Raw genomic sequence first — 14,376 nt, 5'->3', positions numbered from 1 at the left:
TGGTATATTTTAAATATATTATCATGCGTTTTAAATAATTGTAAAAATTACATTTACATTGTTTCTGAGATCAATATTGTTGTTACTATTTTACACATAAAAATTGAATAAATATAATTGTTATAATGAAATTATTAATTTGCATCTTACTTTTTTATCGCGCAGGAAAGCTTTATGATATTTCTGTCCTTACGGTAATTACTATTCTTTTTTATTCAAGTGATAAAAAGCACCAAACCATGAAATCAACGAAAAAACTTAGAATAGAAAAACAAACGAAATTCAAAAATACAGGATTTCCAGAATCTAAGATCTTTGAACTTGTAATTTAAAATTGATTTAATTCACTAAGAACCGGCTGGGGTACCTGGATTCGAACCAGGGAATGCCGGTACCAAAAACCGGTGCCTTACCGCTTGGCTATACCCCAAAAGAAAAACACGCTCACTGTTATTTTTGCACCTTATAGCGATTCCCGTGATTATGCGCAATATCTGAAAATAAAAGCTTTTGCTTTTTTATCATAAATTTTTTGTTAGTATTGCTTTGACGTAAAATTTACAACAAAAATTTATATTAGCTTGTAAAGTTAATATAAGTAACAGCTCTTACTCCGTCATTTATTTTGCATTTTTCGTATTTTGCTATTTTATTTATTCATTTCAAGGCAGTAAAAATGGAAATTTTATGCCTTACTGTAATGTATTTATAGAATGCCATAAAACCGCATGTTTCCTTCATGTACTCAAATCCAAACATTGAAATAAGGTAGGAGAATAAACAGGCTTTATATGCTGATGATTTTTTGTCTTTTTAATCACATTATCAACCTTTATCTGTTCAATGTACAACAATGCACTGCCTCTTACTTATAGCTTAGACGAATACGCATAATAAACATAAATTAGCTTATCATGAATAAGTGCATCTAAGATCAATATCTGCAAACTATCAGATACTATTGATCTTATATAAATTTTCACAGTCTATGCAGAAATCAATAATATCTGCAAAATAATCGCTAACACTCTTTTACAAACACTGTGATAAAGCGGTGTATACTCGCAAACAAAACAGGAAAAATTATGTAAACATCAAAGATACTTTTATGATATTTATAGGGATACTTTAAAAAACAAAAAAATAACTTATGGCTGCCCAAATTCACCTTTCTAGCTATTAATTGATACACCTCTTAAACAAGATAATAACATTTTTATTAGTTCGAAGATGGAAAAAACTCTTTAAAAGCTGTATGATACAAATCAATGATATATTTGTTAATTAAGCACATATATTTAAAAATATCCTTATAAAGAATGATCATCAAAATTAATTTAATGCAAGTGGATATTCAACATTTGCTTTTAAATTCTGTAAATGGCAAATTGAATTTGTGAAGTAAACTTAACAATTAGAATCGAGGAGATTTTAAATGGCTTTTGAATTGGCTCCGTTGCCTTATGATTATGATGCCCTTTCGCCTTATATGTCACGCGAAACACTTGAATATCATCATGATAAGCATCATCTCGCTTATCTTACCAACACCAATAATTTTGTGAAAGATTTAGGCTTAGAAAATGAAAGCCTTGAAGATATTGTTAAAAAAAGTTTTGGGAAAAATATTGGGTTGTTTAATAATGCAGCGCAGCATTACAATCATAGTCATTTTTGGCTTTGGATGAAAAAAGACGGTGGTGGTCAAAAGCTTCCTGAAAAGTTAGCAAAAGCTATTGACTCTGATCTAGGTGGTTATGACAAATTCCGCACTGATTTTATTGCTACTGCCGTCGCACAATTTGCTTCCGGATGGGCATGGGTTGCTGTTAAAAATGGGAAGCTTGAAATTATGAAAACGCCCAATGGTGAAAACCCTTTAATTCGCGATGCTCAACCTATTTTGGGTGTCGATGTATGGGAACATTCCTATTACATTGATTATCGTAATGCGCGCCAAAAATATCTTGAATCTTTTGTAGATCATTTAATTAATTGGGACTATGTTTTGAAACTTTATGAAAACTGTGGATTTTAAGCGTAGTTTTCTATCTTTTATTAAGGCTCCAAAAGCGTATAAACGATTGGAGCCTTTCAAAAGAATAAAGATGTTTTAATTAACAGCAATTTTTTTCGCTATTTTTAGAATATACGCGTAGATATATGCAACTTCTTCTAGCTTTGAAAAACGTCCAGCTGCACCTGCATGACCTGAGTCCATATTAATACGCAATAAAATCGCATTGTTGTCTGTTTTTAAGTCTCGTAATTTTGCCACCCACTTCGCGGGCTCCCAGTAAGTTACACGAGGATCTGTTAATCCTGCTATCACAAGCATAGGGGGGTATTTTTGAGCTTTGACATTATCGTAGGGTGAATAGGAAGTAATAAGCTTATAATCCTCTTCCGATTCAAGAGGATTTCCCCACTCCGGCCATTCTGGAGGTGTGAGTGGCAATGAATCATCTAACATAGTAGTTAAGACATCAACAAAGGGCACGTCCGCCACGATTGCAGCAAAATCCTGTGGAGCTATATTGGCAATGGCTCCCATCAACATCCCTCCTGCTGAGCCACCATGGGCAATGAGTCGGTCGTAAGAAGTGAATTTATTATTTACAAGACAACGCCCACAAGCAATAAAATCTGTAAAAGTATTGTATTTAAAGAGGTGTTTTCCTTTTTCATACCATTCAACCCCCTTTTCTTTTCCTCCACGAATATGAGCAATGGCATAAATAAAACCTCTGTTAACCAAAGAAAGTACATTGCTGTTAAAGCTAGCTGGAATGGAGATTCCATAAGCACCATAACCGTAAAGCAAACAGGGTGCACCACCATTAAGAGCGGTAGTTTTGTGATAAAAAAGTGAAATAGGGATTTTCTCGCCATCGTCTGCTGTTGCTGTAATACGCCGTGTTACATATTCATCTTTATTATGCCCAGAGGGAATTATTTGCGTCTTTAAAAGCGTTCGTTTGCGACTTTTCATCTCATAGTCAAATACTTGATCAGGTGTTATCATAGATGAATAGGAAAAACGAATAGTTTGACTGCTATATTCTACAGCACCTTGTAAACCTAAAGAATAAGCTTCTTCAGTAAAAACAATAGAATGAGTTTTCTTGGTAGCACGCTCCATTACTTTTATACGAGGAAGCCCTTCAAAACGCTCAATCCAAATCAGAAAATCTTGATAAGCATCATGGGATAGTATCAGACGTCCAAGCTGATGTGGAACAAATTCAGACCAATTTTCTGATTGTGGAGATGTGTATGGCGCTACCATAATTTTGAAATCTTTTGCATTATCTAAATTGGTCAGGATATAAAAGACATCACCGCCTTCTGTAAGTGAATATTCAATACCTTTTTGTCGCTTCCGCACACATTGGGGAGCAGTAAAAGGTGCCTCAGCAGGAATCAACCAGATCTCTGACGTTTCATGATCATGAATATTAACATAAATAACGTCATTAAGCTTAGAACCACTTACGTGTAAAAAAAATCCTGGATTATCTTCATGAAAAATAAGCTTATCTTGCGATTGGTCTGTTTTTAATCGGTGATAATATAGCTCAGAAGGTCGGTGACTTTCATCTAACTTAGTGTAGAAAAAACCTTCAGATTTAGCATCCCATACAATTTGTCCGGATGTATCAGCGATTGTATCCATATAGTCAGACAATGTTTCCAAATTACGAATTTTCGCTCTGTAGAATTCTGATCCCTTGTCATCATAACTCCATACAACATGTTTATGATCAGGAGATTCTTGAACTGAACCAAAATTAAAATATTCTTTACCTTCAGCCAAAGCATCACCATCAAGGTAAACATTTTTTTCTCCACCATTTCTTGGTGTACGAAAATAATGTGGTTGTTGACCTCCGGTAACATAAGAGAATCCGTAAGCAAAAGGACCATGTTTTATAGGAACAGAACTATCATTCTCTTGAATACGGCTTTTCATTTCAATAAAAAGGAAATCCTGTAATAGCCTTGTATCAGCCATTTGGGCAGCTTGATAAGAATTTTCATTCTCGAGATGATGTCGAATATTTGCGTCAAGACAATTAGGGTTTTTTAAAACATCTTGCCAGTTAGATGCACGCAGCCAATGATAGGGATCAATACGACAAATGCCGTGATGTGTTTCTTTATGAATAATTTTAGATGCTTTTGGGGGAATTACAGAAGAGCTAGTCATACACAGTCCTATGTTAAAATATGTTGACAATTTTGTTTATATGTTAGAATCATACTGCTTATACAGGTGCTTCGATCCGCAAGTTTTACTCGCTCACAAAAAATGCAGCTACAACAATTTCTGTAATAATACTCTGTATTTCTATTTATTGCGTATTACAGGTATTGCCTTCTAGACGTGTAATGTTTGCCTTTATGAAAGATAATAGGCCAAAAAATAAGGCTATTTTGTAGCAAAATTGATTTTTTTTCAAACAGTAGAAATAGCTTTTGGATATATACAATAAAATTTATTTTATTAACATACCTATAATATTGTTGTTATGTAATGTAAATAAAAAATACTTCATGTATCATTATGGAACGTTATTATGTATTTATTAGTGATATTATATTATATATATTATTATATATATTTTTTAATTTCATTAAATACACTTTTTTAAATTAAAAAAATTATAATATAATTATTATTTTATAATGAATTATTATTATATAAAATTAAAATTAATTAAAAATAAATAATAAAATATTATAATAAAACTATTTTTTATATATAAAATTTTTTATTATATATATTTTATCTATAAAATAAATAACTTTATGCTATATATTTTTTTATATTTATGATAATATTTTATATCATACATGATGTTTTTATATAATAATACTACATTATAACAGGTAAGAAATCGGCTCTTCTTATTGAATATTATGACTAAAAAGGGGTGTTTATTTGATTTTTTTGTGTTTTTGCGATTTTATAAAATAATTGAATTGACAAAAAAGATTTTTGTACAATATGAAACCTACGTGCATGCGATCTCTGTATTATGAGTATATATGCCGTATCTCGATTTTAAATTACTCAATTTTAAATTAAAGGAAACAAGAATGGAACATCGCCCAGTCTTAGAGACTGAAAGCAATTTAGTTATTACATTGGTTGCTGATATTGTTGCTGCCTACGTGAGTAATAATTCTATCCGACCGACTGAAGTGCCAAGTTTAATTGCTGATGTTCATGCCGCTTTTCGTAAAGCGGGGAATGTAGAATTAACAGAAGTCGAAGTTGAAAAGCAAAGGCCAGCCGTTAACCCAAAACGTTCAATCTTTCCGGATTATCTCATCTGCCTTGAAGATGGGAAAAAGTTTAAATCTTTAAAGCGTCATCTTATGACACATTATGGAATGTTGCCAGAAGAATATCGTGAAAAATGGCAGTTGGACAGTTCTTATCCTATGGTGGCACCTAATTATGCAAAAGCACGCTCGGCTTTGGCAAAAGAAATGGGACTTGGCCGCAAAAGCAAACGGAAGAAAAGTAAGTAATTGCATTTTGCAAAAAAGTATATATCTCTGACACATAAATGTGTTTTTAGCAGGCGTGTTTTCTGTAGAGGTTTTTTGTAGTTTAGTTTTTGCTATGACATGTTAGTTTTATAAATAACTTTCGTTACGAATCCGTTCAATCATTGATTTGAGACCATTTGATCGTTGTGGTGTAAGATTTTCATTTAAACCAAGTGTTTTAAAGAGTCCTTCAGCATCAGCGTTACGAATTTCAGAGGCTTTTTTACCTGAATAGAAAGCAAGAAGAATGTAGATAAGCCCGCGTACAATATGAGCATCGGAATCACCTTGAAACGTTAATGTTGGATTTTCTGAATTATTACGTGAGACTAAAAGCCATACTTGGCTGACACAACCAGACACTTTGTGAGCATCGTTTCGAGCGCTTTCAGGAAAAGGTGGTAGTTCGCGACCAAGTTCAATCACGTAACGATAACGATCTTCCCAATTATCTAAAAATGAAAAATTCTCTATAATATTATCAATCGTTTCTGCCATAAACTCAATCCTGTCTTTTTTTCATGATTATGTTAAGCGCAATTGGTTGATAGATAGGCACCTATTCTTCTTAGCATAACCCCAATGATGAACGTTAAAAAATTTCATCTTATGATAATGCTATATGTTTCTATTTTTGTATGGACTCTTGTGTTTCTACTTTAGGAGTAACACTTGAAGAAGCTACTGTATTCTTCTCTTCCAATACACGTCCTAAATATTCGTAAGCTGCTTTTGCACCATGATATGCACGTTCACCAAGTGAATTTAAAAAGGACTTTCCGACTTTGCAAGCTTCTATATTACGATCGCAGAATGTTCCTAAATCATTTAAAGTTTCCTTAAAAGCAGTAATCACATCGCTCACTGTTGCCTCGCTATTTCTTTGAGAAGAGAAATGATCACCGCTCGGCTTTGCTAAAAACAATGAAATGATAACAAAAACAAAAAACAAAAATAGTGACGATTTAATCAAAAAGCGTATCATAAGTGACCAGCGTACTGCAATTGTAGATGAAACAAAAACAGCATTCTATATTCTCCTTCTTTATAAAAAATTTATAAAATTGGTATTTTATGAAATTGAACATCTGTTTAGCAAATTTACATTCTACATGATGGAGTTGTACAAAACGAGATACATCATTTTCGATTAAAAAATTATCGTCAAAATTACACAGTAAAGAATAAGAATATTGAAGACACGTAAACTTACACTCTCATTACATACAATGAAAGACAATCTGTTTAAACAGAAAAAAATATAGGTAATAACCATGGCAATGAGTAAATACTAGAATATTGTACAATACAATAGTATAACTTTATATTTTAAAAAATTACATTTATAAAACTATAAGGATTAAGTAGCTAGCTTATTTTCTGGAAAATATTTAAAAATCACTTCTGTTAGCATTTATAAAATTTATTAAATATTAATAGGATTGTATTTATACTAAAGTATGTATGATATTGGGAAATAGTTATGCTCAGTACTCCACATTGTGCATGAGTTTTATCCTCTGTAAATCTGGGGTATCGAAAAAAATACATCCTGCTCTCAACTGTGTAGCGTGATGAGCGAATGTGTTTCAATTTGATTTCAAATACTACCAAATATGTGCGCGAAAAGAATGAGAAAATGATGTAGCGCCTTCTGTTTACATGGTGATATGTGGTGATGTAATTTATAAGTGTAAAAGGTTATCACGTGGTTTGGAGCTTTTTTTATGCATACTAAAATGCTGTAGAATATAAAATTAAAAAAACTGCATGAGAGCTATCATTCATTTATCAGCTTATATAGTCTATATGGCAACTTATTTGTTCAGCAATTTGTAAAGAGAAAGCGATAATATGGATGCATCTCCCTCTCACCAGAAGAAGAATCGTTTCTGTTCATTTCTGTGTATTAAACAATCGCAATTGGAATAAAAAATAAGAATAATGACAAAAAAAACAAAAACACGCAAAACAAAAACCGTGAAAAAACATAAACAGTATAGTAGCTTCGTTGTAACATTTTTTCTTATGAGTGGTCGTTTTCTCTTTTGGACAGCAAAAATGCTTTATTTTTATACACGCAAAAATACTTTATTTTTTGTGGGAACTTTTCTTTTCATAATCAGTTTTGGATTTGTTTCATTTAATGCCTTATTTTTACAAATGATAATGCATGAGGATGTCTTTGCTAAAATGAAATTCACATTTGCTCCAGATATGGAGCAAAATTCTCCTTTGTTCAAAAAAAAAGCAAAACTTCACGCAGTTTCTCGTGTTACTTCCGTACCCTTTTCAAACCATCTACATAAAAACCCATTGTCGCATTCTCCATCAAAAAACACGCTAAAAATGCAAAAAAAACTCGCAAAATTGGGGCTTTACGATGGTTCTTTAGATGGAGTAGAGGGACCTAAAATGCGTCAGGCCATAGTGCTATGGAAACAACAAGCTGCTCAAGAGGTACAAAGCGATATTTTACCTGACTCCACAGCCGATGAAGTTGCAGTATTAATTAAACAGAGTGAAATAGAAATGGCAAATGAGACAACAAAGACAAAAGATGTATCGCACTCAAAAAACACTACTTTGAAACCTCTTGCTGCAAGCACTACACAAGTACAAAAAGCTTTACGCACTTTTGGCAATCAGGATGTCATTGTCACGGGTATAGAAGACCAGAAGACAAGAGAAGCTTTAAAACAGTTTCAAAAAATATTTGACCTTCCTATAACAGGTAAAGTTGATCACGCAGTTTTGACGAAAATGCATGAAGTTGGCTTGTTGAATTAAGAAAAAACCTCTATCTTACAAAGCAGACAGTGAAAATATGGAGACAACGTACTATTCTGTCTTATGCTTTTTTTATCAGCACATAAAGGGCACGTCGTCTCTCTCTAATATATACAATTCACAGCATCTTCTAGAAACTTCTTTTTCATTTTTACGAAAAAATAGAGAGTACACACAATTTATTCTGTACATTATTCTGTACACCGCAATAAATATATTGGCTTATAAAGATAACGCATTATTTTAGCAATTTGGAAGAAAATGCCTCATGTAGAGATCCTCTTATCTCTCTATTATAAATCAAAAGAAGCATCGCTTATATACAACAAGAAAAGTGAATGTATGAATAAAATACCTCTTATACATCCACACAATGAAAACATCTCAAGACCTCTCTATGTCTTTTTTACTATTGCAGCTTGAGCTGCTGCTAAGCGGGCAATTGGCACCCGAAAAGGAGAACATGAAACATAGTCCAGACCATTTTCTTCACACAAAGCAATAGAAGCAGGATCCCCTCCGTGTTCACCACAAATTCCCAATTTAATTTTTGCACGCTTTGAGCGTCCACGCCGTGTAGCAACGGCAATGAGCTCCCCTACTCCATCACGGTCAATAGATACGAAAGGATCTTGTTCTAAAAGTCCTTTTTGAAAATACATTGCTAAAAAAGGAGCTGCATCATCCCGTGAAATACCAAAAGTTGTTTGCGTCAGATCGTTTGTTCCAAATGAAAAAAATTCTGCAGTTTCTGCAATTTCATCCGCTCGAAGAGCCGCTCTTGGAAGCTCAATCATAGTCCCAACCATGTACTGAATAACGCCTCCCTTTTCCTTCATCACCTCACAAGAAATCTTATCAATATGTGCTTTTACAAAATCTAGCTCAGATTTAAGTGCAACAAGTGGCACCATAATTTCAAGCATAACAGGAGATCCAGATTCTTGAGCAGCTTCTGCTGCTGCTTCAAAAATTGCTCGCGCTTGCATTTCCACAATTTCAGGATAAGTAATAGCCAAACGGCATCCTCTTAACCCAAGCATAGGATTAAATTCACGCAACTGTTGCGCGCGCTCGGTAAGCACTTCAGCAGAAACTCCCATAACCTTTGCAACATCAAGAATTTCTGCATCAGTTTTTGGTAGAAATTCATGAAGTGGAGGATCCAATAAGCGGATAGTAACAGGCAAACCAGACATAATTTTAAATAACTCAGCAAAGTCTGAGCGCTGCATTGGAAAAAGCTTATTCAGAGCTTTACGACGCCCACTTTCATCATTGCTTAAAATCATTTCACGCATGGCGACAATACGATCTCCAGAAAAAAACATGTGCTCAGTACGGCATAGACCAATACCTTCAGCCCCAAAAGAACGCCCCATACGTGCATCAGACGGTGTCTCAGCATTGGCGCGAACTTTGAGACGCCGCATCCCATCAGCCCACTCCATCAATTTTGCAAAATCTCCACAAAGCTCAGGTTGCAACATCGCAACCTTCCCTTTAAAAATTTCTCCACTACCACCATCAATTGTAATGACATCGCCTTTTTTAAAGTTTTGTCCTGAAACAAACATCATGTTTGTGTTATAATCAATCCGTATACTCCCTGCACCAGAAATACATGGTTTTCCCATACCACGTGCCACAACAGCAGCATGACTTGTCATGCCACCGCGCGTCGTTAAAATTCCTTCTGCTGCGTGCATACCATGAATATCTTCTGGACTTGTCTCTATGCGTACCAAAATCACTTTACGCCCTTCTGTTGCTGCCGTTTCTGCCTCTTCCGAAGTAAAAACGATTTCACCAGTTGCTGCTCCCGGCGAGGCAGGTAAACCACGAGCAATAATAAAACGAGCTGCCTTGGGATCAAGTGTGGGATGGAGAAGTTGATCTAGCGATTTTGCATCAATTCGCATTACCGCCTCTTCTCGGCTTATCAACCCCTCCTCAACCATTTCAATAGCCATTCTTAGAGCCGCACGTGTCGTTCGTTTTCCCGAACGAGTCTGCAACATCCACAATTTACCCTTTTCAATTGTAAATTCGAGGTCTTGCATATCACGATAATGCTGTTCAAGTTTCTTTGCGATCTGACACAACCTCAAAAAAGCCTCCGGCATGATTTTTTCCAAGGATGGTTTATTTGAACCTGCAACAATACGCGCATTTTCTGTGATATTTTGGGGGGTTCGAATGCCTGCCACAACATCTTCACCTTGCGCATTCACTAAAAACTCTCCATAAAGCTCTTTTTCACCCGTCGATGGATTGCGGGTAAAAGCAACACCCGTTGCTGAATCCTCACCCATATTGCCAAATACCATCGCTTGTACATTCACTGCTGTTCCCCAACTTTCAGGAATATCATGTAAACGACGATAAGTGACTGCGCGTGCTGTCATCCAACTTGAAAAAACTGCTCCAATTGCTCCCCACAATTGTTGCTCAGGATCCTGCGGAAAAGGTTTCCCTAATTTTTCTTCAACATATGCTTTATAAGAAATAATAACATCTTTCCAATCAGCTGCTGTCATTTCTGTATCGATAGCATAACCATTGCATACTTTTGCGTCATCAAGAATTTCTTCAAAATACGAATGATCTAATCCAAGAACAACATTAGAGTACATTTGAATAAAACGACGATAACTGTCATAAGCAAAGCGCTCATTGTTGGCTTGTAAGGCAATTGCTCTTACGGTCTCATCATTCATACCAAGGTTAAGTACTGTATCCATCATCCCTGGCATAGAAGCCCTGGCACCTGAACGAACAGAAAGTAAAAGTGGCCTCTTTTCATCACCAAACTCACGCCCTGTTTGTTCACCAACTCGTTCTAGTGCCTGCTTAACAACTCCCCTTAATTCTTTTGGATATGATTTATCATATGCATAATAAAAATTACAAACTTCTGTTGTAAGGGTAAATCCGGGAGGTACAGGCAAGCCAAGATTACTCATCTCCGCCAAATTAGCCCCTTTGCCACCAAGAAGATTTCGCTTACCCGCACTTCCTTCTGCACTACCATCCCCGAAACTATAAACCCACTTTTTCATAGCACAAGTCCTCTCATATCAGCACCAAGATATCATTTGATTCTAGGTTCACCATCATAAGTAATGCTTAGCTTCATAATTGATAAAACTAAAGAAAATAGCATCGTAAACACACAAAACAAATCTTCTCAATAGGGAGATAACCACAAAGATTAATACACATCTTCTGTAAAGAAAATTTAGTTTTTGAGAAAACTATCAATCACCGAAAAAAAAGATTCTACCGACATAACACCTTCATACTTATTGCCATTAATGAAGAATGTAGGTGTTGCTGTAACACCAAGTTCTTTACCACGCTCAAAGGATGCATTTACCTCATCTAAAAGGGTCTGATTTTTCAAGCAAGCAGTAAAACTTTCATCCGTAAAATCTGCCATTAAGCCAATTTTCTTCAGCGGCGTTAGAGCATCTTGTCCCCAAACCCACTCATGCTGTTTTTGAAATAAAATTTCTATCAAAGGAAAATAACGATCTTTTGGTGCACATCGCGCCAACATAAAACCTGCTGTTGCTCTAGGATCAAAGGCATATTCTCGGAAAATAAGTTTTACTTTTCCCGTTTTGATATACCTTTTACGAACTTGGGGAAGTATATCATTATAAAAATGTGCACAATGAGTACAGGTTAACGAGGCATACTCAACAATTGTTACAGGCGCATTCGCCTCTCCTTCAAACTGATCTTCCACTTTTCCCGATTGAAGAACCTCTGCCATATCAACCGTTGCAACCGGTTTAATTTCACCAGCGCAAACAACAATTGCACTGATTTGTAAGGTTACCACTGAAAGAAAAATAATCGCGCAGGCAAAAAAAGAACGAAACTTTATCATAAATAATACTTTTCTGTTTATCACAAATAATACTTCTCTGTTATTATTAAACGAATAAGGATTCAACACCTTCTCATATACTAAAGGATAATACATAAAATATCTTGCTATTTATTATTTTTTTCTGCAAAAATGCAACAGCCAAGTTTATAAAGTGATTGGCGTAAATTTTCATTTTTAACTTCCTCAAGCATTTTTTTTATACGTTTTTTATCTTTTTCATTCAGAACAGGTATTATCGGTAAGTGATTTTTTAGGTCGGATATACATCTTTGCTCAATCTTGATACGATCAATAGCAATATACCCAAAAAAAACGTTAATCCTATGGAGCAATGCATCTGTTTCGTGCATCAATTTCAAGGCAGTAAATCCTTCACATGCTACAATAAGCGTTGCAGGTTGGAACACTTCATCTTGAACTGAACGAGACTTCCAAATAATCTTAATCGGCATTGTATGTTCACCGATATCATAACCTGCAATCTGTGACCAATGCTCCATCAATGCGATATTAAACCCTGTCCGTTTACGTAAAACTGGATCAAGCATTTTGGATACCATCTCAGAAAGAGAATAAAAATGGTGCTTTTTAAATTGTTTGCTCATTTTTCTAGATCATCATTCAATTAATCTACTCAATTATAGCAATTTATTTTATTAAAAAATTGTTCCCTGAACCTGACTAAATACCAACAAAGCCTAATTCTCATCTAATTAACGTTTTGGTAACAAAAAGATAAAAATAAAGTAGGAATTTTAAAACAAATATTTTTTTTTGCATTTTATACCATCCTATGGTTGAAAACAAACATGCATGAAATTTCTTCGCGCCTCCTTTCCTGGTACGATCAGAAGCACAGACTTTTGCCATGGCGGATCACCCCTGAAGAACAAATACAAGGCATTCGCCCTGATCCTTACCGCATTTGGCTTTCTGAAATCATGCTTCAACAAACAACTGTCGAAGCTGTAAGACCTTATTTTAAAAAATTTCTGAAACTTTGGCCTGATCTCTCTTCTTTAGCAAAAGCCTCACAAGATGATATCATGAAAGCATGGGCCGGACTTGGCTATTATTCACGTGCACGTAATCTTAAAAACTGTGCTAGACAGCTTGTGGAAAATTACGGAGGACAATTTCCACAGTCTGTAAAAGCACTGCGAACTCTCTCGGGTATTGGAGATTATACTGCTTCTGCTATTGCTGCAATTGCTTTTAACCATCCTGTAGCAGTTGTTGATGGTAACGTGGAACGCGTTGTAACCCGCTTATTTGCTATCACTTCAACATTGCCAAAAGCAAAAGCTGAAATCAAAGAAAAAACACAAAAAATTACTGCTTTAAATCGTCCTGGAGACTTTGCTCAAGCAATGATGGATCTGGGAGCAACCATTTGTACACCACGTAAACCATCTTGTTACCTCTGCCCTCTTCAAAGTTTGTGCAGGGCAAAAAAGATGCAAATGACAGAATCTTTTCCAATCAAAGCCCCCAAAAAAGAACGCCCTTCAAAAAGTGGTGTTGCTTTTGTTGTTCTTAATGAAAATAAACAAATTTATTTAGAAAAACGACAGGGGAAAAAACTTCTTGGTGGAATGACCCAGATTCCTAACAATATTGGAATAAATAACGAAAACAGTCTTCAAAACGCACCCTTTATCGCAAACTGGCAATTTAAAGGACAAATTACGCATGTTTTTACTCACTTCTCTCTAAAACTCGATGTCTACTATACTAACAGTGTTCATGAAATAAATCATGAAAATGGCTGGTGGTGCGATATCCACAATCTTGCTGAGGAAGCACTGCCTACTGTTATTAAAAAGGCTATTTCTGCAGTGATCCCCGATTCTTTTAGATCTCGATAACCCTCATTAATAAATTTTTGGTTTAATACGTAACATCTCATGTTTTATTTTTTACAAGGTACACCAACCTATAATGGTCATTCACTGTTTGCCAATCAAAAATGAAAGTCTCAAATACAATGATAATTTCTTATTTTTGCCCATTTTATGATAAATCATCATAAAAGCATTCACTTTTACATCACAAGTGGAATTTGTATACAAATAAAAATGTTAGAAGAAAGCAAGTATCCCCCTTTATCAACAGTTCGAGCA

General features: G+C 35.0%; 10 protein-coding genes and 1 tRNA gene. 4 read left to right on the top strand and 7 right to left on the bottom strand.

The genetic code is table 11. The features are described 5' to 3' along the window. Positions 1-358 precede the first annotated feature (358 nt). A tRNA-Gln gene (locus V4B17_RS01290) sits at positions 359-430 on the bottom strand. Between the two features lie 1,005 nt (positions 431-1,435). Between V4B17_RS01290 and V4B17_RS01285 the strand changes: the two genes are divergently transcribed. Beyond that, entirely contained in the window at positions 1,436-2,038 is a 603-nt protein-coding gene (locus V4B17_RS01285) for a superoxide dismutase (RefSeq protein WP_455479717.1), read from the top strand. Positions 2,039-2,113: 75 nt separating this feature from the next. Here V4B17_RS01285 and V4B17_RS01280 read toward each other — a convergent pair whose 3' ends face one another. Beyond that, entirely contained in the window at positions 2,114-4,210 is a 2,097-nt protein-coding gene (locus V4B17_RS01280; protein WP_455479716.1) for a S9 family peptidase, read from the bottom strand. 893 nt (positions 4,211-5,103) lie between these two features. On the opposite strand from V4B17_RS01280, the gene V4B17_RS01275 reads away from it, so the two are divergent. Further along, positions 5,104-5,541, top strand: a complete 438-nt coding sequence (locus V4B17_RS01275; RefSeq protein ID WP_455479715.1) for a MucR family transcriptional regulator — start codon at positions 5,104-5,106, stop codon at positions 5,539-5,541. A 108-nt stretch (positions 5,542-5,649) separates the two neighbouring features. On the opposite strand, the gene V4B17_RS01270 is transcribed toward V4B17_RS01275, so the two are convergent. After that, positions 5,650-6,060, bottom strand: coding sequence for a SufE family protein (locus V4B17_RS01270; protein ID WP_455479714.1), 411 nt, complete (start codon positions 6,058-6,060; stop codon positions 5,650-5,652). Positions 6,061-6,190: 130 nt separating this feature from the next. Next, entirely contained in the window at positions 6,191-6,547 is a 357-nt protein-coding gene (locus V4B17_RS01265; RefSeq protein WP_455479713.1) for a DUF5330 domain-containing protein, read from the bottom strand. Between the two features lie 959 nt (positions 6,548-7,506). On the opposite strand from V4B17_RS01265, the gene V4B17_RS01260 reads away from it, so the two are divergent. Continuing rightward, positions 7,507-8,352 carry a peptidoglycan-binding domain-containing protein gene (locus tag V4B17_RS01260; RefSeq protein WP_455479712.1) on the top strand — a complete coding sequence of 282 codons (846 nt, stop codon included), beginning with the start codon at positions 7,507-7,509 and terminating at the stop codon, positions 8,350-8,352. A gap of 395 nt (positions 8,353-8,747) precedes the next feature. On the opposite strand, the gene ppdK is transcribed toward V4B17_RS01260, so the two are convergent. From ppdK to V4B17_RS01245, 3 genes are all read right to left on the bottom strand, one after another. Continuing rightward, positions 8,748-11,414 (bottom strand): pyruvate, phosphate dikinase, encoded by a 2,667-nt coding sequence (gene ppdK / locus V4B17_RS01255; RefSeq protein WP_455479711.1) that lies wholly within the window; start codon positions 11,412-11,414, stop codon positions 8,748-8,750. A 179-nt stretch (positions 11,415-11,593) separates the two neighbouring features. Next, entirely contained in the window at positions 11,594-12,250 is a 657-nt protein-coding gene (locus V4B17_RS01250; protein ID WP_455479710.1) for a DsbA family protein, read from the bottom strand. 107 nt (positions 12,251-12,357) lie between these two features. Beyond that, positions 12,358-12,858: a DUF721 domain-containing protein gene (locus tag V4B17_RS01245; protein WP_455479709.1), complete on the bottom strand. Its 501-nt coding sequence runs from the start codon at positions 12,856-12,858 to the stop codon at positions 12,358-12,360. Positions 12,859-13,062: 204 nt separating this feature from the next. On the opposite strand from V4B17_RS01245, the gene mutY reads away from it, so the two are divergent. Next, positions 13,063-14,121, top strand: a complete 1,059-nt coding sequence (gene mutY / locus V4B17_RS01240) for an A/G-specific adenine glycosylase (RefSeq protein ID WP_455479708.1) — start codon at positions 13,063-13,065, stop codon at positions 14,119-14,121. Positions 14,122-14,376: the final 255 nt, after the last annotated feature.

The sequence above is a fragment of the Bartonella sp. B23 genome, from assembly GCF_053793815.1.
This window is presented reverse-complemented; position numbering and strand designations above follow the sequence as displayed.